21 protein-coding genes, 1 tRNA gene and 1 CRISPR repeat array are annotated in these 19,152 nt (G+C 55.0%); of the genes, 8 read left to right on the top strand and 14 right to left on the bottom strand.

The genetic code is table 11. From position 1 onward, the window contains the following. Nucleotides 1-2 precede the first annotated feature (2 nt). Nucleotides 3-743: a proteasome assembly chaperone family protein gene (locus ACZ47H_RS02235; RefSeq protein ID WP_464933582.1), complete on the top strand. Its 741-nt coding sequence runs from the start codon at nucleotides 3-5 to the stop codon at nucleotides 741-743. 6 nt (nucleotides 744-749) lie between these two features. Here ACZ47H_RS02235 and tgtA read toward each other — a convergent pair whose 3' ends face one another. Together tgtA and ACZ47H_RS02245 are read right to left on the bottom strand one after the other, a co-directional pair. Further along, nucleotides 750-2,267 (bottom strand): tRNA guanosine(15) transglycosylase TgtA, encoded by a 1,518-nt coding sequence (gene tgtA, locus ACZ47H_RS02240; RefSeq protein WP_464933583.1) that lies wholly within the window; start codon nucleotides 2,265-2,267, stop codon nucleotides 750-752. Beyond that, complete coding sequence (locus ACZ47H_RS02245) at nucleotides 2,264-2,710, bottom strand: Lsm family RNA-binding protein (RefSeq protein WP_464933584.1); 447 nt, start codon at nucleotides 2,708-2,710, stop codon at nucleotides 2,264-2,266. Before ACZ47H_RS02245 ends, tgtA begins: the two co-directional genes overlap by 4 nt. 62 nt (nucleotides 2,711-2,772) lie before the next feature. Between ACZ47H_RS02245 and ACZ47H_RS02250 the strand changes: the two genes are divergently transcribed. Together ACZ47H_RS02250 and ACZ47H_RS02255 are read left to right on the top strand one after the other, a co-directional pair. Next, nucleotides 2,773-3,117, top strand: coding sequence for a DNA-directed RNA polymerase subunit G (locus tag ACZ47H_RS02250; protein WP_464933585.1), 345 nt, complete (start codon nucleotides 2,773-2,775; stop codon nucleotides 3,115-3,117). Between the two features lie 77 nt (nucleotides 3,118-3,194). Continuing rightward, the gene (locus ACZ47H_RS02255; protein ID WP_464933586.1) at nucleotides 3,195-4,787 is read left to right on the top strand and encodes an ATP-binding protein; all 1,593 of its coding nucleotides are present in this window, start codon (nucleotides 3,195-3,197) and stop codon (nucleotides 4,785-4,787) included. On the opposite strand, the gene ACZ47H_RS02260 is transcribed toward ACZ47H_RS02255, so the two are convergent. After that, entirely contained in the window at nucleotides 4,668-5,294 is a 627-nt protein-coding gene (locus ACZ47H_RS02260) for an AAA family ATPase (RefSeq protein ID WP_464933587.1), read from the bottom strand. The genes ACZ47H_RS02255 and ACZ47H_RS02260 overlap by 120 nt on opposite strands. Nucleotides 5,295-5,458: 164 nt before the next feature. After that, nucleotides 5,459-7,087 carry a thermosome subunit beta gene (gene thsB, locus ACZ47H_RS02265; RefSeq protein WP_464933588.1) on the bottom strand — a complete coding sequence of 543 codons (1,629 nt, stop codon included), beginning with the start codon at nucleotides 7,085-7,087 and terminating at the stop codon, nucleotides 5,459-5,461. A 143-nt stretch (nucleotides 7,088-7,230) separates the two neighbouring features. On the opposite strand from thsB, the gene ACZ47H_RS02270 reads away from it, so the two are divergent. The 3 genes from ACZ47H_RS02270 (at nucleotide 7,231) to ACZ47H_RS02280 (ending at nucleotide 8,658) form a co-directional block, all read left to right on the top strand. Further along, on the top strand, nucleotides 7,231-7,446 hold the full coding sequence (locus ACZ47H_RS02270) for a 30S ribosomal protein S17e (protein WP_464933589.1): 216 nt from the start codon (nucleotides 7,231-7,233) through the stop codon (nucleotides 7,444-7,446). 67 nt (nucleotides 7,447-7,513) lie between these two features. Beyond that, nucleotides 7,514-8,245, top strand: a complete 732-nt coding sequence (locus ACZ47H_RS02275; protein ID WP_464933590.1) for a phosphoribosyltransferase family protein — start codon at nucleotides 7,514-7,516, stop codon at nucleotides 8,243-8,245. Beyond that, complete coding sequence (locus tag ACZ47H_RS02280) at nucleotides 8,245-8,658, top strand: hypothetical protein (RefSeq protein ID WP_464933591.1); 414 nt, start codon at nucleotides 8,245-8,247, stop codon at nucleotides 8,656-8,658. Before ACZ47H_RS02275 ends, ACZ47H_RS02280 begins: the two co-directional genes overlap by 1 nt. Nucleotides 8,659-8,742: 84 nt before the next feature. Here the strand turns inward: ACZ47H_RS02280 and ACZ47H_RS02285 are convergent, their stop codons facing one another. From ACZ47H_RS02285 to ACZ47H_RS02295, 3 genes are all read right to left on the bottom strand, one after another. Next, nucleotides 8,743-10,167, bottom strand: coding sequence for an aminoacyl--tRNA ligase-related protein (locus ACZ47H_RS02285; protein ID WP_464933592.1), 1,425 nt, complete (start codon nucleotides 10,165-10,167; stop codon nucleotides 8,743-8,745). A 183-nt stretch (nucleotides 10,168-10,350) separates the two neighbouring features. Next, entirely contained in the window at nucleotides 10,351-11,073 is a 723-nt protein-coding gene (sfsA, locus tag ACZ47H_RS02290; protein ID WP_464933593.1) for a DNA/RNA nuclease SfsA, read from the bottom strand. Continuing rightward, entirely contained in the window at nucleotides 11,070-11,741 is a 672-nt protein-coding gene (locus ACZ47H_RS02295; RefSeq protein WP_464933926.1) for a class I SAM-dependent methyltransferase, read from the bottom strand. Before ACZ47H_RS02295 ends, sfsA begins: the two co-directional genes overlap by 4 nt. A gap of 117 nt (nucleotides 11,742-11,858) precedes the next feature. Between ACZ47H_RS02295 and ACZ47H_RS02300 the strand changes: the two genes are divergently transcribed. Then, nucleotides 11,859-12,779, top strand: coding sequence for a tyrosine-type recombinase/integrase (locus tag ACZ47H_RS02300; RefSeq protein ID WP_464933594.1), 921 nt, complete (start codon nucleotides 11,859-11,861; stop codon nucleotides 12,777-12,779). Here the strand turns inward: ACZ47H_RS02300 and ACZ47H_RS02305 are convergent. Then, nucleotides 12,754-13,785 carry a hypothetical protein gene (locus tag ACZ47H_RS02305; protein WP_464933595.1) on the bottom strand — a complete coding sequence of 344 codons (1,032 nt, stop codon included), beginning with the start codon at nucleotides 13,783-13,785 and terminating at the stop codon, nucleotides 12,754-12,756. The two genes, ACZ47H_RS02300 and ACZ47H_RS02305, sit on opposite strands and share 26 nt — an antisense overlap. 104 nt (nucleotides 13,786-13,889) lie before the next feature. Further along, entirely contained in the window at nucleotides 13,890-14,933 is a 1,044-nt protein-coding gene (locus ACZ47H_RS02310; RefSeq protein WP_464933596.1) for an acyl-CoA dehydrogenase family protein, read from the bottom strand. 72 nt (nucleotides 14,934-15,005) lie between these two features. On the opposite strand from ACZ47H_RS02310, the gene ACZ47H_RS02315 reads away from it, so the two are divergent. Next, nucleotides 15,006-15,093: transfer RNA gene (locus tag ACZ47H_RS02315), tRNA-Leu, on the top strand. A 137-nt stretch (nucleotides 15,094-15,230) separates the two neighbouring features. After that, a CRISPR array of direct repeats spans nucleotides 15,231-15,709; the repeat unit is 24 nt; unit sequence GAAGAATCCAAAAGACACTGAAAC. A gap of 43 nt (nucleotides 15,710-15,752) precedes the next feature. Here ACZ47H_RS02315 and ACZ47H_RS02320 read toward each other — a convergent pair. From ACZ47H_RS02320 to ACZ47H_RS02340, 5 genes are all read right to left on the bottom strand, one after another. Continuing rightward, on the bottom strand, nucleotides 15,753-16,250 hold the full coding sequence (locus ACZ47H_RS02320; protein ID WP_464933597.1) for a hypothetical protein: 498 nt from the start codon (nucleotides 16,248-16,250) through the stop codon (nucleotides 15,753-15,755). Nucleotides 16,251-16,329: 79 nt separating this feature from the next. Next, nucleotides 16,330-16,467, bottom strand: coding sequence for a hypothetical protein (locus tag ACZ47H_RS02325; RefSeq protein ID WP_464933598.1), 138 nt, complete (start codon nucleotides 16,465-16,467; stop codon nucleotides 16,330-16,332). Between the two features lie 192 nt (nucleotides 16,468-16,659). Beyond that, nucleotides 16,660-17,781 (bottom strand): M24 family metallopeptidase, encoded by a 1,122-nt coding sequence (locus ACZ47H_RS02330; protein ID WP_464933599.1) that lies wholly within the window; start codon nucleotides 17,779-17,781, stop codon nucleotides 16,660-16,662. Between the two features lie 53 nt (nucleotides 17,782-17,834). Then, nucleotides 17,835-18,551, bottom strand: coding sequence for an FTR1 family protein (locus ACZ47H_RS02335; protein ID WP_464933600.1), 717 nt, complete (start codon nucleotides 18,549-18,551; stop codon nucleotides 17,835-17,837). Between the two features lie 401 nt (nucleotides 18,552-18,952). Then, entirely contained in the window at nucleotides 18,953-19,141 is a 189-nt protein-coding gene (locus tag ACZ47H_RS02340; RefSeq protein ID WP_464933601.1) for a 50S ribosomal protein L37e, read from the bottom strand. Nucleotides 19,142-19,152 lie beyond the last annotated feature (11 nt).

Below are 19,152 nucleotides of genomic sequence, written 5' to 3' on the forward strand. Positions count from 1 at the left end.
CGATGGGAGTAGAGTTGGTCGTAGACGTTGATAGGAGGGAGCTGGAGGGAGCAATCTTCGTAACAGGCTTCCGGGGCTTCGGCATGGTCGGGTACCTTGTATCCAAGTACCTAGCCCTCCTCCTCGGCGGGAGGAAGATAGGCTACATTATAACAGATTCCATGCCGCCGCTGGTGCTCATTGAGGATGATGGGCCCGGCTACCCCTACGACATATACCTGGTAGAGGAGCCTAGGACCGTGATAGTAGTCAATAGGGCCCTGCCGGAAAGGGAGCATACCGACGAGTACGTGTGGGGCCTGAGCGAGTGGGTGAGCAGGATCAAGCCTAGACTCGCGGTGCTGGTCGGCGGGTTGAGGGTGGAGTATAGGCCCGAGGGCGAGGAGTACGGGTACAGGTATATCGTGAACAAGTTCTACAACGGCCCCCAGCTGGAGGCGCCGCCGATGGAGGCTGGCCTTGGAGTGATGGGCCCCCTAGCCCTCCTCTACATGCACCTAGACTACTTCCAGGTCCCAGCCGCGATAGTGCTCCCCTATACTTCGGCGGAGGATGTTGACTGGACTGCCGCCGCCTTCGGGGTCAAGCTTATAGCGTCTAAGTTCCTTGGCCGGGAGGTCAACGTTAAGACTCTCGAGGAGATGGGTGTGAGGCAGAGGGAGCTGGTAGAGCAGCTGATGAAGATGATGGAGGAGGAGTCGAAGGGTGAGGGGGAGAAGGGGAGGCCTGGCATACACATGTAGCTGAGCCTACTGATCCTGTAGCCCCAGCCTCTCACGTATGAGGCGGGCCGCCTGCAGCCTCCAGCCCTCACCATCCTCAACAGTAACATGGGCTCCTGGGTAGTGGGTTTTAATGAAGCCGGCCACGTACTCTGCCAGCTCCTCTACCACTGCCTTGGGGACCCTCCTCTCAGGGTAGTTGAAGTGGATTGTGGGGTAGGTGCCGCAGAGCTCCTCTGGTATAATGCCTAGGTAGGGGGTGTAGTATGCTGTGAGGGCTTCTCCGGGAGGCTGGCTTCTGGGGCACTCGTCTCCACCCTTTGGGTAGGGTTTCAGTATTATCCTGTCCGTCCTCCTCCCCCTAGCGTATTCCTCGATCCTCTTCCTGTAGAGTTGGATCTTGGGGTGGCTTAGGGATTCCTCGCCGTAGAGGCGGAGGCCCCTTACTACCCCCTTAGAGTAGGGGGTTGTTGATTCCAGGTACTCCTTGAAGTCTTTGAATGCACGGAATGCCTCGTAGGCGGCCGGGTGCTTCCTAGAGATCTCCTCGAGGAGCTCCCAGAGCCTTCCCTCCCTTATGGCCTGCTTAGCCCTGTCTATCGCCCTCCGGATGGCGTATAGGTTGTGTAGTGCGAGCAGCTTCACCCTCTCCTCCTTACTCATCTCTAGCAGCTCGCGGGGCGTGTACTTTGAGCATACGGGGCATGTGCATGGGAGGTATTCGAGCCTATCCAGCCTCTCAACGCCGTAGTCTGTTATGATTCGGTCGTCGCGGGCGTAGAGTATGTAGGATGCACTGTCGAAGGCGTCTACCCCCAACGCTATCGCCAGGGTTATGATTAGGGGGTGGCCTGCACCGAAGAGGTGGACTGGCTTTCCGCCTGGGAGGATCCTCTTAGCCGCGTGGATTGTTTCTACTACTGTTAGGTAGTCGTACTGCTCCATGTAGACTGTGAGTCCCCCTATCCCCAGCATCCCGTAGCTGGGGGCTAGCCTCCTCGCGGCTTCAGCACTCGCCTCTACAAGGTCCCTGTAGCCTGCGCCCTGTACTGGGAGGACCCAGACTATGGGGGAGTCCTTGATCAGCTCCACCGCCTCCTCGGCCCTCTTGATGGTGGCGTATACGCTCTCCCTAGCCTTCTCGTAGCTGGCCATGCCTGTTGGGACGTCTAGTATGACTCCTATATCGCTCCGGATCCTCTCCTGGTAGCGTATTATGGTCTCCTGGTCCACGTCGACTTCTCCGTACTCGAGCATCTGGTAGGCTCCGCTATCCGTCATTACGACTCCGTGGAAGCCTATGATCTCGTGTATCCCCTTCTCAGCCGCCTTCTCTCCGAATCTCTTGAGGGTTAGGTAGGCGTTGGTTATGGCCTGGTTGAAGCCTGCCTCGCGTATCATGTCTGGTGGGAGGTCCTGCCTGTAGATGTCTATTACGGGAAAGAATGCTGGCGTCTCAACCACACCGCTCCTGGTGTGGAGCCTCCCGATCCTTCCGGCTAGGTCTACGTCTTTGATCTCGAAGGCTCCGGGGGTCTTGGTCAATCTCCTACTCCCTTCCTCCTCAGGTACTCCCTGTAGAGTGTGTAGATCTTCTGGGCTAGGGGTCCTGCTCCCTCCACGCCGTCCTTTGAGACCTTAACGCTCCTCGAGACCTCTACGATGTTTAGGTCATCATAGACTCTCACCTGGTGGAGGGCTATCCCGCCGTGCCTTACCAGGAAGTCGGCGAACTCCCTCGCATCGAATATCGCGGTCTCCTCAACCGTGATCTCCGCCAGGTTGTGGCCTGTAACGAATACTAGAGGGTGCTTCCTCCCACCCTGCTCTTCCACGTTGGTTAGGACTACGCTGAGAGTTGACTGGTCGAAGCCGTATAGTATACCCTTATACACTTTCCCCTTCATAGTATGGACTATCACACTCTTCCCGAGGAGGGCGTTGAGCCTCGATATAAACCTCCTGGAGGCTTCCCCTACAAGTGCCATTTTTACCCCCAACGGGACATCGTTGAGGATTGGGTTTAATAGGTTAGCAGGGTGGGTGAGTGATGACTTCACCGTATAAGAGGATGACTGTGACCGTGGAGGCGGTAGAGCCGGGTAAGTTGAGGGGGCAGAGGATAGTAAGGGCTAAGAGCAGGAGGGTCCGCGTTGAATTCGACCTCATAGAGGACCTTGTTAATGTTGAGAGCGGGGATAAGATCGTGCTCGAGTTCCACAAGGAGAAGCCGAGAAGTATGGACAAGTACATATTCTGCGGGCAGGGATACATGGCTTCGAAGCCTGAGGACGAGTTCACCATCTTCTCAATATGGGGCCTGATCTTCCGGTTCGAGCCGAACATAGGGCTGGAGCCCGAGGTAAAGTACTACCTATGTATTAGACGGGCTTGAGGAGTGTATTCAACGAGAGATCCGGAGGCCCCCCTCCCCCATTGTTATCCAATCACCGGTCCTATACTGGGGTCTAGTTGGAGCTTGGGGAGAGGGTCCCTCTATGGGCTAGGATAGCTCCGGGCCTAGCTGGTGCACTGATCATCTTATGGCTAACTGGATTACTACACCCCCCAAACCCGGGCCTACAGGTCATGGTGTACGCGGCATCCGCCTCCCTGGCGGGGGCGGGTGTTCTCCTCGCAGCCTATCGGAAGAGGCGTGTCCCGCGAGAGCATGGCGACGAGTGCGTGGTTTACGGTGTGAGGGTGAGGGATCCCAGCGGCATCCCCGCGTTTAACAGGCTGGTTAGTGAGAGGGCTAAGAGGGGCTACGCCTCCTACCTCCTCCTCTCATACTATAACAGGGATGGGAGCGTCTCGTCAACTCTCCTCGTCTGCGGTGGCGGCGGCCTCCTCGAGAGGGAGACGGAGATCTTCGAGACCCTAGTAGCCTCCATCTCGGAGGGTGCAAGGGTTGAGAGGAGGGGTGTTATCGATGCGTCCCTGGTTCTCGATCTAGCCTCGGGGGCTCCTAATAGCGGGGTTCTAGTCAACCCTATCACAATGCCTCCCTCAAGGAGGAGGCGGCATGGGGGCCTAGTCTACCTGGGAGACAACCTTGACACTCCAATGCCGGAGCCTGTATACCTAGAGCGCGCAGACCTCGAGGGGCACGTTGGAGTATTTGGTTCAACAGGCTCTGGGAAGTCAACGACTCTCAGGGTGATAGCGTTGCAGGCTAGCGGTTTGGGATGGAGTGTACTACTTGTGGATTGGACAGGGGAGCACTCCGGAGTCCTACCGCAGGCGGCCGCGGGGCCTGGGAGGGGAGGGGTGCCTGTGCCCCTGGGGGAGCTTCTCGAGAGTAGGGAGGGTAGGCTCATGCTCGCCGAGATCCTATCCCACAGCCTGGGGCTAACTAATCCGCAAACCTACATGTTATCCAGGGTATTGGAGAGGGCCCCGTCTACGCTCGGGGAGATAGTTGAGCTTGTCGAGTCCTGGCCGGAGGAGTCCAAGTGGGATAGGGAGGTGAAGAGGGGGCTTAGGAGGAAGCTTGAGGCCCTCACTGTTGCTGGGGATGCTTTCGAGGGGAGCCTCCGGCTCGGTGAGGGCCTGGTGGTTGTAGATGCATCACGGATACGGAGCCCTCGGGCTAGGGCGGCGTACGTGCTCTCCCTCCTCTCCTATATTTACTTCACGGCCCCGGCGCGGAGGGGTAGAGTGCTGGTGGTTGTTGATGAGGCACACAACCTCTTCCTTGGAGAGTCGAGGATCTTCGAGGAGATACTGGCGGAGGCGAGGAAGCACGGGGTAAGCATAGTATACGCAACCCAGTCGCCTAGTAGTGTACCAGACAGGGTTTTCCTCAACACCAACACTAAGATCGTGCACGCGCTGCGCGGGCAGAGGGATAAGATGGTTATCCAGTCAACTATGGGCCTCGACGAGTACAGGCTCCACCTACTAGACAAGCTGGACCGCGGCGAAGCTCTAGTTCAGGCCCCCTCAATACCCGAGCCTGTACTTGTCAAGGTCAAGGCTCATGCTCCACCTGGAGACAGCCTCAACCAGTCCCGGGTCCCTAGCTATCCAGTCGATCCTGACACCGGTATCCCACGCCTCTAGCTTCTCGAAGAAAACGTCTACAGCCTCGGCGGGTGAGAGACGGGTTGTGTCAACCTCTACCACGTAATGGCTTCGATCAGCTAATTCCTCCGCCACTACATTATGGGATTCCGCTAGAACATTCTCCACAATCTTATCTCTAGGCCAATCGGGGCGGGAGCGCTTGAGCCTCTCGTATAGTGTAAGGGGGTGAGTTCGTAGTAGAAGTATTACGGGCACGTGGTCTTCGAGGCCAGCCTCAAGCCACTCCACAGGGTAGAGGGTCTCCAGTACAATGCACTCTCCAGCCTTTAAGAGTAGGTCCACGGCCTCCCCCAGCCTATCAACATCTACGATCATAGTCATTCTCCCAGTAGGGTCCCTCTCCGCCAGGCCATGCCTCCTTAGGAGGCTCGAAGAGTTGACGTATCTGCATCCTAGGAGGCGGGAGAGTAGCGTTGACGCCTCCGTCTTCCCCGTTCCCGGCACACCAGTTACTGGGATAACGTATCTTGTATACTGTGTCAACCCTGCACTGCACCCATCATAGACGATGGATTTTAATCCAAGAGTAATTATCTAGCCTGTTCTAGGAGGATCCTCCCACTATAACTAGCATTTTAAAAATGAATTAAAGAAATTGATCCTGAGGTAAATCGTACTGGTTAGAGAGTTAAATGGGGATTGGGGGTTTACTTCTTGCCCTTACCGGACTCTTCCTCCTTGGTCCTCCTGGCGGCGATGACGTCATCGATCCTTAGTATCATGGTTGCTACCTCGGTGCCGGCCTTGAAGGCGTTGGCCTTCACCCTTACAGGCTCTATTACCCCCTTCTCCTTCATGTTGACTATCTCGCCGGTGGCTACGTCGATGCCGGCCCACTTCTCGCCCTTCTCGTGGGCGCTCCTCAGCTTCATGAGTATCTCTATTGTGTCGAGGCCAGCGTTGTAGGCTAGGGTCTGTGGGAGCGCTTCTAGCGCCCTGATGAATGCCTCTATTGCTAGGCTCTTCTTGCCTTCAACGGTCTTAGCGTACTCTCTCAGGTGCTTGGAGAGCTCTGCCTCGACAGCGCCTCCGCCGGCGACGATCTTGCCGTCCATGACAGCGTCGGCTACTGCGCTTAGAGCGTCGTGGAGGGCCCTGTCAGCCTCTTCTACGAGCCTCTCGAAGCCTGCCCTGATGAGTATTGTTACGCTCTTGGGGTTCTTTGCTCCTTCGATGAAGATCATCTTGTCTTCTCCTACTCTCCTCTCTTCTACTAGCTCAGCGTATCCTAGGTCGTCGGGGCTTATGTCGTCGATGTTGGTGACGATCTTTGCTCCCGTCGCCTTAGCTATCTTCTCGATGTCGCTCCTCTTCACCCTCCTCACAGCCATAATACCCTTCTTAGCGAGGAAGTGCTGGGCAACCTCATCAATACCCTTCTGAGTAATAACCACATTAGCCCCAGTAGCAGCAATCTTCTCGACCTTCTCCTGGAGTATCTTCTCCTGCTTTTCTAGGAGCTTCTTTACGAGGTCGGGGCTGGTTATGCTGACCTCTAGGTCTATCTCTGGCTTCTCGATCTCTAGTGGCGCGTCTAGTACTGCGATCTTAGCGTTCCTGACCAGCTTAGGCATGTCGGGGTGGACAACCTCCTTGTCAATCACAACACCCTTTACGAGGGTGGTGTCGGTTAGGCTGCCGCCGTGCTTCTTTATGATCTGGATGTTGTTTAGGTCAACGTACCACTTTCCATCCCTCTGCTCGGCTACCGCCTTCACGGCCTCAACGGCTAGCTCTGCGAAGTGCTCCCTAGCCTCACCCACGGCCTTGCTGCTTAGGCTGGTTAGCGCGATCTTCTTGAGGGTCTCCTTGTCGTTTATGTCTATGGGCTCAGCCATCTCGTCGAGGAGCCTTAGGCTCTCGTGTAGGGCTGCCTTGTAGCCCTCTACTATTATGGTGGGGTGAATGTTCTGGGCTAGCAGCTTCTCCGCCTCCTTGAGGAGCTCGCCGGCGAATATCACGCTGGTCTTAGTCCCGTCTCCGGCCTCCTCGTCCTGTCCCTTCGAGATCTGGACAAGCATCTTTGCGGCCGGGTGTTGCAGGTCGATCTTGTCTAGTATGGTTGCGCCGTCGTTGGTTATGGTTATGTCTCCTAGGCTGTCTACGAGCATCTTGTCCATTCCCTTGGGCCCGTAGGTGGTCTTCAGGATCTCCGATATGGCGCGTACTGCCATTATGTTGGATCTTACAGCTTCTCTCCCGTAGGACCTCTGGGTTCCCTCCTTAAGTATAATCACGGGGACTCCCATCGTCTCCATTGGTATTCCTGCGGCCATCTCATGTCACCTTTTCCCTAATTCGACTCCGAGTTTCCAAGGGGTTATCACTTCTATATAAGCGTTGCGCCCATCCTGGGAGGGGGGAGCGAGTTATACCTTTAAGTATCCAAGCCGGATCCCCGCCCATGCGGGGAGAGTGGATGGGTAAGGTAAGAACCACCCTGGTCAAGAGGACCGCGAGGAAGCTGCTGGAGAAGTACCCCGAGCTATTCACAGGCGACTTCGAGCATAATAAGAGAGTAGTCTCCCAGCTGATAGAGTATGATAGTAAGAAGCTGAGGAACCAGATCGCCGGCTACATAACCCACCTAGTAAACCTGCAGCGGAAGAAGGCTGAGAAGGAGGCCTCGGGCTAACCCATACTCTCTTGCGTCCAGCATAATAGGCTGGGCTAGCTTATCCTCTAGAAGCGGGGTTATAGGCTTGGCTAGGATAAGGGTTAAACTAATGGCTACTCTAGCTGAGAGGGTTGGGTCTAAGGAGCTCGTCGTGGAGGCTGATGATTGGAGAGAGGCCCTCGCGAAGCTTAGGGAGGAATACGAGCCGCTTAGAGAGGCTCTAAACTCCAGTGGAGAACCAGGTCCCAGCTACATGGTCTTCGTGGATGGTGTAGATTACCGGCTCTACGATGGAGGGACCCCTAGGGAGATAGTGGTCCTCCCCACTATCCACGGTGGCTCGAACGGCGTGGATATTGAGATGGTCGACTGGACCGCTATAGACGAGGGAGTCGATGAGATAGCCTCTAAAATTGAGGATTCGGGCTTCAAGCCGGAGGTCATAGTCGGGATCATGAGGGGAGGAGTAATACCTGCGAGGCTCGTAGCCGACAGGCTGGGGGTCGAGGACCTGACTATGATGGAGATCAAGCTCTATAGGGGGACAGGGATTAAGGGTGAGAGGCCCTACCTGCGCCAGCCCCCTATACTCTCCCTGACGGGTAGGAGGGTGCTGATTGTCGATGACATATCTGATTCGGGGCTAACCCTCCAGCTCGCTGTTGAGGCGGTGAACCTCTTCATGCCCGGGGAGGTGAGGACGGCCTCAATATACATCAAGCCCTGGACAGAGTTCGTGCCAGACTACTACGCCTATACCACTAGGAACTGGATCGTCTTCCCATGGGAGCGGGGCGAGTTTGCCCGGGAAGAGTAATGCCCGCGGTAACCCTCCTCCCGGGAGTAAGAGTCTACTTGGAGTTCATAGAGTATAATGGCTCGCCGGAGGGGGCGGGGGAGGCGTATAAGTCCCTCCCCCCTGAATGCCTGGATAATACAGTCATAGCCGCCCTCCCGGGGGAGCCTATGAGCATGTGTGAGGCTGCAGTGGGGCTCCTGCACGCGCTCGACTCCAAGTATAGGGGGTCCAGGGTTAGGAGCACCCCTATACTCTTCATTATGGAGGTGCTCGGGTACCGGCAGGTTAGGGATGTGGTTGAGAGGGTTAGGAGCCCCGACTACCTAGTTGTCGCCTCGATCAGTATGGACTGCTTCTCTACAGCTCTCACTCTAGCACGCAGCCTGCCAGGGGCCGGGGCACCTGTTAGTGTAGAGGAGTGCGATCTCTGAGGGCCTAGCTCGGAGGACTACTGCATCTGTTAGGAGGGGGCCCCGGCTCTCCTAGAACCCTACTATAAGGGATCCGGGGGAGGGTTAGAGGAGGTGGGATACATCCCCCGGTATCCTTGGAGGGTAGCCTGCGAGCTCCACTATACCCTCCTCTAGGTCCTTCACAGCCATGATCACGTCTATGTGGGGGTTCTCCCCTATGCTGACTTTCTTGGAGATCCTCTTCTTCTCTGAGTGTATGTAGGGTCTAACGGTGAGATAGCCTTCCTCCGCCTCCCTAGCCCCAACGTATACTGTCACTGCTGGCTTGATTGTTGACTCTATCCTCCTAACCTCGCCGGAGAGGCTTGTCTTTGTTGTCTCGATCATACCACTCCTATACCCTTCACTTATGAGTCCCTTGTGGACGCTCTCTGCCAGCTTCGCGATCTTCTCGTCTACAGACGGGTCTCCAACCTTTATCGCCACCACCGCGAACTGTACTGGTGAGAGGGTGAATGGCATTCTTCCCTTCGCGTAGTCGAGGTATACGCTTAGGAATCTCTCGATGGAGCCCATTAGGGCCCTGTGTATAATGAATACTCTAGTGTCGCTCCCGTAGATCTCGCGGACCGCGTCGTAGACCTTGAATCTTCTTGGAAGGTTGAAGTCGAACTGTGCGGTGCCGAGCTGCCACTCTTTCTCGATACCGCTCTCCTCAACCCTCATGATCACGTTTATCTTGGGCCCGTAGAAGGCGGCTTCCCCCTCCTCCTTGTAGTAGTCGAAGCCGTAGCGGTCTCGGAGGGTCTTGGCCGCCTCCTCGAGAGCAGTCTCCGAGGCCTCCCATTCCCTCCTTGTCCCCATGAACTCTGACCCGATCTTCTCCTTATCGGAGAGGCTGAGGCGGAGGGTTATGTTCTGGGGGTCGAGCTTCATTAGGAATAGTTTTTCGAGGAGGAGCTTCATCTCCTCGAATACTGAGACTAGCGAGTCTACGGCCTTATCCTCCGGGGTTATGATGTGGGCGTCGTCCTGGGTGAATGCCCTCACCCTTAACAGCCCGTAGAGGCTACCGCTGGGCTCGTACCTGTGGACTCTTCCGGCCTCGAATATTTTGAATGGGAGCCTTACCTTCTGCCTATACCTTGCTAGGTGGCTTAGGAAGATTAGTATGTGGTATGGGCAGTTCATGGGCTTTATTGCGAAGTCGTGGTCTTCTATCTTGAAGAGGAACATGTTCTGCCGGAAGAAGTCCAGGTGGCCGGAGACCTGGTATAGGTAGGTGCTGGCTATGATGGGTGTCTCGGCTATAAAGTAGCCCCTCCTAGCATGGAACCTGGCTAGAATATCTATGAGCGCGTACCTATAGTAGCCCCCGCCCAGGCTGAAGAGGGGGACCCCCGCCCCTGTAAAGGCTGCGTATTCACGCTCGAAGAGCGGCGCTCTAGAATCGGGCTTCACGACCAGGTCTAGCTCGTAAGCGTAGTCCATGTGTGTCTTCACGTTTCCTCCACTAGCTCCCTGCAATCCCAATGCACCGTCGCTAAAGCCGGGATCGTGGAAGGGATTCGGGTCGAAATTAACTTTTTACGGGCTCAGCGAGGGTGACATATGCTCATCCAAGCAGGCGGCCTCGTGGGCCGCGTCACAGCCGTCACCACTCATCACAGCCCTCACCCTTACCCTAATCCCCTCCACTCCCCTTATGGTTTAACTCCTAAGCCTGGATATCCAGTCCCTGCATAGGGGGAGGCAGGGGTTCTCGATAATCACCGAGCCATCCTGCTCCATCCTGATGGAATACGCTATGATCGGGACACCAGCAATGTAAGCCTTGCTGAGAGCCTCATAGATCCTAGGATCCCCCTCCCGGTATGGCTTGAAGCATTTGGCGCCGGGGAGGGCGGCGGTGAAGACCAGCGCGACGCGAACACCTTGAGAGTGAAGCCTTGTTATGTGGCGTATATGCCTCAGGCCCCGGTCGCTTGGACAGTCGGGGTACATGGCCTCATCATTAGGGCCCCTGAGCACTGCGCTCTTAGTCTCCACAACCATCTCTCCGCCTGGACAGTCTAGTATGTAGTCGAACCTGTCCTCGCCTACTCTGGGCTCCTTCCTTGAGACCCTGCACCCGCGGATCCCGCAGATTAAACTGGCTTCAACCGCGGCCTCGAAGGCCCTAGACTGGGTCCTCGTATCTATAACTGCGTAGGCCCCCATATCCTCTACTGCAACGAGCCTGTATTGGAGCTTCCTCCCCCTTATCGGTGTCGCGAGGCACCTCCTCCCCTCAGTGAGGTATTCCGTGAGCCTCCCGGTATTGGTTATGTGGATCCTCCCGGGGGATCCCCCTATTAGGGCTTCTCCCACAAACCTGTTGAGCCTCTTAATGAAAACGCATCCTACTACTGGGACCTGGAGGAGCCTCTTCAACCCTTCCCCCTCGGCCTTGCAGCATAGAATATAGCGACTCCGGGGGCCTTCTTGATCACCTCGACCTCCCTGAACCTCTTCTCCAGCTCCGCGACCAGCTCCTTGTCGGTGAGCATCCTGTCTAAGCTTGCTAGGAAGCTCTTGTAGGTTGGGAGGAGCTTGGGGCAGAGGCTGACTGTAAGGGCGACTGGCACCATTATTATTATGTATAGTTTTATGATCGAATGGAGGATCCTGCTGGTGCTCCTGTAGAAGTCTAGTATCGCAAGTCTACCGTCGGGCTTCAGCACCCGTGCTATCTCATCTAGGGCTTCATAGTAGTCTACCGCGTCCCGGTAGGAGAACATCGCTGTCACCCCGTCTATGCTGCTGTCCTTGAAGGGGAGGCGTTCGAACCTGCCCCCCAACCTTATGATCCGGGGGTCCCTCACATTGTCATGGGAGATCATTAGCATCGGTATCGATGGATCTACAAGTATGAGTGTTGAGTCTCCCATCTCTTCCCTGATTATCTTGGCGGAGGCCCCTGGCCCCGCTCCTAGGTCGGCGTAGGATCCGTTATCCTTGAGTACCAGTCTTGCCGCCTCTCTCCTCAGCTTGTTTACGAGACCTAGGCTTAGGATCCTGTTAACCTTGTCGTAGCAGCCCGCCTTTGCCAGGAGCTCGATGTTCTGATACGAGGGCCCTCCAGTCCAGCTCTGTCAACAGTGTCACCCACGTACTACTATGCCTCCACGCTGATACCATTGAGGATATACATAATGGATATATGGGTGGGGGATCAGGTGCCAAGCATACCGCTACTACCGCCTCCCCGGCGTGTTAGGGATTACAGCCTGGAGAGGGCTGTTGAGGCTTTCCTAGACTCTCTCTCAGCCAGCGGGGCGTCTGCGAAGACTGTTAAATCGTATAGGGCGGCCCTCAAATCGTTCCTGGCCCACGTCGGGGGGAGTGTTAGGGCTGGGGAGGTGGGTGAGGACCACTACACGTCTTGGCTCTCGAGCCTGAGGAGGAGGAACCCCTCACCCAGCAAGTCCACCCTCCACTACTACAGCATATTCGTGAGGCGGTTCCTCGAGTGGCTCGGTAACACGAGCGGCCTGCCAGCAGTGCCCGGTGGGAGTAAGGAGTTCAGCCACGCCCTATCCTGGGAGCAGGTTGAGGCCCTAATGGCGGCGGCGAGGGATTATAGGGAGCTGGCCATGATAGCAGTGATGGCCGAGTCCGGCCTCAGAGCTAGCGAGCTCCTGCAGCTTACTTGGAGGGATGTGGACCTGGGTAAGGGGGTGGCGAGGGTTAGGGGGAAGTATGGGAAGGAGAGGATCGTGCTCCTAGGCCCGGTTTCCCGGGAGGCCCTCGCCGCCCTTGCAGAGGAGGAGAGGCCTAGACTCTATGATAGGATCTTCCCCTTCTCATACCAGGCGCTCTATAAGAAGGTGAAGAGCCTCGCCAGGAGAGCCGGGGTCGATCCGAGGCTCGTGAGGCCCCACGTGTTGAGGCATACATTCGCCACCGAGGCGCTCAGGAGGGGGATGAGCCTCCCAGCCCTGCAGAGGCTGTTAGGCCACAGTGACATCAAGGTTACGCAGAGGTACCTCCACCTGGTGACTGAGGATATCGAGAGAGAGTATGCGAGGGTGTTTGGGGGGATAGGCGCCTACCAAGGCTACGGTGTCGGGTCTAGGAGGATCCGCATAACAGGCTAGTTAGCTCGTCTAGAGTGGCGTACCTGTAGGCCTTATCCCCGGGGACCCCCTCGACGAACTTCACTATAACCGTGGACTCGGCGGCTCCACCCCTCTCGAGTATGTTCCTCGCGACAGCACCCTGGGTTGAGTCGGAGAGGGGGCCTACTATGACTAGGTAGACTTTGGCCTGGGGGCACTTCATGCTCGCCTCCAGGAGTGTCTTCCAGAACTCTAGGGTTATCTCCTGCCCATCCTTACCGATAACCCCCACTATACCGGTGTGGAGGGACACATTCCTAACCACGTCTATGCTGGCGGGGGTTAGCTTCCCGTCTTGGAGGAGGTATGTGCCCTCCAGGGTGAACCTGAAGTCGGAGGAGTAGGGCTGGGTGCAGAACCAGTCGCTCGGAGTCATGGTCCTCGTCCTGCCCGTGAGAGTAGCGTTTACGATATACTGCCTGTTGCCGAAGAGGGGCTCCCCCTTACCGTAGACTGTATAATTCGCGTCGACAAGGATCCCGTTGCTCTTATTATATGCCAGCACACCTGTGACTCTGAACTGGCCAGTTGAGAGGTTCATGGAGTAGACGTATACGTCCAGGACCCTCCCGGTTAGGTTAAGGCTTCTCTCACCCTGTAGGGTTAGGTTGGCGCAGGCTCCCGTGTTGACTGCCGGTATTATTACGGGTACACTCACAGTCTTCTTCCCTAGGAGTTCTAGGGGTAGGAGCAGGTTCCCCACAGCCATCTTGGCGGACCCAGTACTGTTGGAGCCCTGTATATGGTATACTCCAAGGAGGAGGGGCCACTGAATCTGGGTTATGTTAACCGTGTAGATGGTTGACTGGGAGACGTTACCCTCACCCGTGGTGTAGGAGTTGTTGTAGGCTATAGTGCTTCCAACCGAGATTCCTAGCGTGTAGGTTTTCTGGCTGCCTAGACTAGCGTTTCCGGGAGCCATGGTGGTTGTATTCTCCTGGGTTTTCGTGCCTCCCTGGCTGTGGGAGAGACCGAGGTACACCATGACCCCGCCGATTACCAATATTATTAATAATAGTCCTAATAGGGTGTTTCTGCTCGTAGCGCTTCACCAGGGTAGAGCGTGGCAGGCCACTAGATTATATAGGCTCAACCCGATCCGCCCTGGAGAGCCTTCACGATCCTCGATGCTATAAAGTCCAACAGAACCTCCCTGCTCCCCTCCCCGATATCCAGCACCCTTGCATCCCTTGACAGGCGCTCCATCCTACTCCACCTCTGCAGCCCCCTACCCCCCAGAGCCTGGGTAGCGGTCCACGCCGCCTTCTGCGCCGCTGATGCTCCCAGGTTCTTCGCAACCGCAGCCTTCAACGGGTCCACTCTACCCTCAGCCTCCGCAGCCCTAGCAGTACTGTAGACTAGGGCCTCGAGCGCCTCCCTCTCCATTGCAAGCTCCGCGATCCTCCACCTCAACCCCTGGTAATCTATCAGCCTCTTCCCAAACACGATCTTGCTTGAGGCGTGCCTCACTATCTCCTCTAGAGAGGCGTCTATTATGCCGAGCGCTATCGCAGCGTAGCCTAGGCGCCCCATGTTTATACCGTTGAGGGCCTCCCTCAAACCCCTCCCAGGCTCGCCAACCCTCCGGGCAGGTGTATCATTATATACGACCCTAGAGCTGCCAGTCCCCCTTAGTCCTAGGAGGTCGAGGGGCTCAACCTGGATCGATTCATCCCTCTCAGCAAGGTACAGTGTAGGCCCCTCGGGACCCTTGGCTAAGACTAGGAAGTACCTCGCATAGGGAGCGTTGCTTGTGAAGAGCTTCTCCCCACGTATAACCGCGGAGCCATCCCTCTCTCTAGCAGTAGTCTTAAGATTACCGAGGACATCACTCCCCCCGCCAGGCTCCGTCATGCTAAAAGCAACAATCCCATCCACACTGCCAAGGCCGGAGGCGAACACCGAAGTAGAGTGAACCAATACAACATGAGCCATACCCGGACTATGCCTGCTAATACTCCTAACAACCTGCACTATCCCGAGAGGGCCGAGTCCCGCAGCATTGAAAGCACCAGCCCCAACAAGCTCCCCCAATGCCTCATCGGGGACCCTATTCTCACGATCAGTCACAACAGCATACTTCGAAGCTATCTCCTCAACCCTCTCAAGAAGCTCTAAGGGTGCATCGGGCATAACGAGACCCCACAATAGCATGGGTCTGGAGAGAATTTTAACTTCTCCATGAAACGCTTATACAGTATGGAGGCGGGGGTGCCCGAGCCAGGCCAAAGGGGGCGGGCTCAAGACCCGTTGGCGTAGGCCTGCGTGGGTTCGAATCCCACCCCCCGCACCATAATATAATTCTATTAATTTAAACTCCCAGAACACACGGTAAATTTTGTATATTGGTCGGGGTTGATGGCTTGTTTCATGGTGCGACCATCAAGCCCCGCAAGGAATATATAAGGTCCCCGAGAAACACAATGATTGGAAGAATCCAAAAGACACTGAAACGAGAGGCCGCTACAAAAAGACGACCAACTATATCCGGTGGAAATAACCATACTGAAGAATCCAAAAGACACTGAAACGCAGACACGCCAATCACGCGCGGCGCTTGCTTATTGACCGCACGCTTCCACCTCGAAGAATCCAAAAGACACTGAAACTGGTATAGACTCGAAGGCGTATGCTCAATTGAGGAGGCGAAGAGGCTAGAAGAATCCAAAAGACACTGAAACATAGCGCTTTAAGTGATTACCGCGAGGTATGTCTATGATTATGTTAACCTGAAGAATCCAAAAGACACTGAAACAGACCGCATAAGGAACAAGTGCGCATACCGCGCGTGGTGAACAAGCACATCACGAAGAATCCAAAAGACACTGAAACCGAGAAGGATCTAGTAGCCGTCCGCCCGCTAGCGCTCGGTGCACCTAGACTTCGAAGAATCCAAAAGACACTGAAACGCGGAGGTCTTGGACGCTCGCATAGTATAGTGTCACGGCGTGTTCACCCCGTGACTCTTACTTTGAACCAGCACAGTCTATTATCAGCGTCCTCGCATGCCAACCAGTAAGAACATGCTGTGTCAAGATACGACTTGCCCAGCTCGGTGAACCGTGCGAGTCTCTCGTGACCCTTTCTCCTCAGGAAGCGGGCGGCGTCCTCTAATTCACGTGAGAGTCGACCGCCGCGACATAGTTTATCGAGACAATACGTGTAGGCGTCTATGCTTGGTAGAAGAGTGTAGATGCGTTCATATTCTAGGAAGTCTGCGCCCATCCGGTCGAGACCACGGACAACACGCGTTAACCTCTCCACGCCTTCCCTTGCATACCACAACCCCTCCGTGTTACACGCGCTTCTAGAAGGGGGTTGGCGGGTCGGGCATGGCGTCGCGGGTGGCGGTTGACGGTCGAGGTCGTCATCATATAATAGTAGCAGCTCCTCATCTAACTCTTCATCCTCTGTAGTATGGTCATAGTCCCAGCTCAACCGAGTGTACACCTCTATGCCGCGGTAGAAGAGGGGAAGAGGAGAGTAAAAACCAAGAAATAGAATAATCTCGCGGGTCGCGTCGCGGTGTCTATGAGCTTAGGTCTCTTATCTTCCCTTGTCCCCTCAGGTGCTTGAAGACGGTCTCGCTGATGTAAACATAGACTCCCTTGTTCACCGGCTTCCCTGGTATGGCGGGGTTGGTGATCTTGAAGTATTGCGTTGGCATAGTAATGCTTTTACCGGGAGAACCCAAAAGATACTGAAGGGTTATGGGATCAGATGGATGCATGTATTTGAAGGAAATCTAAAAGACACTAAAGCGTGTAGGGGATGATCCGCCGGTGACGAGCGCTCTGCCCCGATCCCCCTGTTAGGGGAGATGTGGTTGAACGGGTCTTTGTAGGCGGTGACCCTCTTGCTAGGCTATTATGTGTGGTAGTCTTACTAGGTGTTTGAAGCCTGTCTTTGTTATGAGTACTAGGTCTTCTATCCTTATACCGTATAGGCCTGGCAGGTATACTCCGGGCTCTATAGTTACGATCATTCCTGGTTCGAGCACGGTGGTGGAGGCGGGCCTCAGGTAGGGTTCCTCGTGTATGTCCACTCCAACTCCATGGCCTAGGCCGTGTATGAAGTATTTGGCCAGCCCCCTCTTACGCAGCACGGTTCTCGCTGCGTTGTCGACGTCTCCAGCGACTACTCCGGGGGCTAGGACGTCTAGTGCCGCCTCCACTGCTTCCTCTACGCTCTCTAGGTGGGTTTTGAATTGTTTGGAGGGGCTGGAGCCCCACCATAGGGTTCTCGTGGTATCGCTCCGGTAGCCAGAGTATATTGCGCCCCAGTCTATGAGTACGGGTCCCTCAACGCTCAACCTATCCATTCCAGGGGTGTGGTGGGGGTATGCCGTGTTAGAGTAGAACGCCACGATGGTGGGGAAGGCTAGACCCCACCCTCCATTGTTCACGATCGTCGAGTATATTATGGAGGCGATCTCAGCCTCGCTCACACCCTCGCCTAGAGCGTCTACTGCCCGCCGGAAAGCCTCCTCGGCCAGCCTCGCAGCCTCCTGTATGAGTTGGACCTCGGAGTCGCTCTTAACCATCCGGGCCCGCGAGATCCTCTGGGTCGCATCCTCCACGCCTAGCTTCTCAACCAAGGTTCTTCCTAAACCATAGTTGGCATATCCCAGATCTGCCAAGATCTTTCCGTTACATTGATCTAGCGTCTTGGATAGAGCCTCTACTGGGGATCCCTTTATGAGCTTCTTTGGGGGTATGTCGGCTTCAACCCCCTCCTCTCCTCCACGGTAGAATGCATAGACTTCTATATCCCCGGGAGTCATTGAATGTATCCTATAGTAGTCGAGTAGGGGTGTTATGATCGAATCACCGCACTTCTCTGACAGCACAAGCATGCCTGTAGGGTCCCTTATCCCGGTAGCGTATGTCATGTTCGATGCACTGGTTAGGACCAGTGCGTCGGCATCATTCTCTTGGAGGAGCTCTTTAAGCTTTCTACGATTCTCTGTCCATAACTTCAAGGGATTCCACCTAGTTTAAATGATGTTGACGGGGTAAGGTATAGAAGGCTTTGCTATGATGGGTTCTCCCTAGCTGCGGGATGACTACTCCTTGTCATGAGAAGGATGGCGGCGATAGCATATAGGATGGCGGCGGTCAAGGGCACTATCTCCTCCAGTTCGCCTGCTAGAGAAACGCCCTCTACTACTTCACTTATGGCCTCCCACATCATCCAGGCCCCTAGTAATACAAGTGTACCGCTAAGGATTCTGAAGAATACTCCGATAGGTAGCCTTACTCCGTACCTGTATATAGTATAGGCTATGATCGTTGATAATCCTCCGCCTACGGTGAGCCCTATAATAGCGGAGAGGAATTCTACGCTGGCTAATGGTAGCGCTATCAGCGCGATCTCAAGAGCCTCCCTAACGACGAACAGGAATGTTAGTCCTCCAAGAATCCAAAGGCTTCCACTCTTCCTAATACTTGCCTCAATATTCCTTGTACTGGTAGATGACCAAACTACTACCCAAAGCACGATAATTGTTGCCAGCAAATACGATAACGCTTCAGCCATCCAGGTGTCAAGGCTGCTAGATATTACGCTGTATGCCAGGGACCCTAGCGAAAACCCAGCTATTAGGGCCAATAGCGTTGGAAGGAGAATGTACTGTAGGGTAGCCACGTTCCTCTTCTTCGCTACGGCTAGAATGAGTGATATGAGAAGCGCTATCTCAAATGTTTCCCTTAATCCTATTATTAGAGCTCCAGTTACTATAGCCGTATTCAACGCTTATTCCCAGGTCTAGAGGTCAATATAATGCTTATGGTTCAACCTCTATACCGTCCTTCCGCTATTGGTCTTCCAGTATGTATTCTGTATGGACTTAGGGATTTACGGCGTTGACACTAAAATGAGAAACATTCTTTCCAACATTAAATTCCATGATTTCTAAGTGTGTATTCTCCGCCTTGCATGGAGAATTGGCTGGTTGGTTGTGCAGTTTGATGATAAACTATGCTCTTTATGTGCGGCTAGATATTAAACCGCAGGTTGAATAATGCTATTTGCTGGTTTATCTCTTAATACTGCTAGATAGGAGATTAGTTCCGAGCAGCTGGCTTCGTGTATAGAGTAGAGTTATGTTAGCTAGAGTGGTTTATAGGAATGCGATGCTGGAATGCCCTGCTTTAGACTATTCTAACCCTATTTACTTTCTTGGTTTGCCAATTGTACCTCCTCATCCTTCTGCTCCTGCCGAATCCGCAGTGGGCGCAGTATCCCTTGGCAACGTTGAATGATCTCCTCCCGCATCTCCTGCATACTATGTGGGTTTTGCTCCTCCCGTGTTTTCCGAACGATGGAGTTCCCTTACCCATCTAGTGCCACC

The sequence above is a fragment of the Thermodiscus maritimus genome, assembly GCF_055382595.1.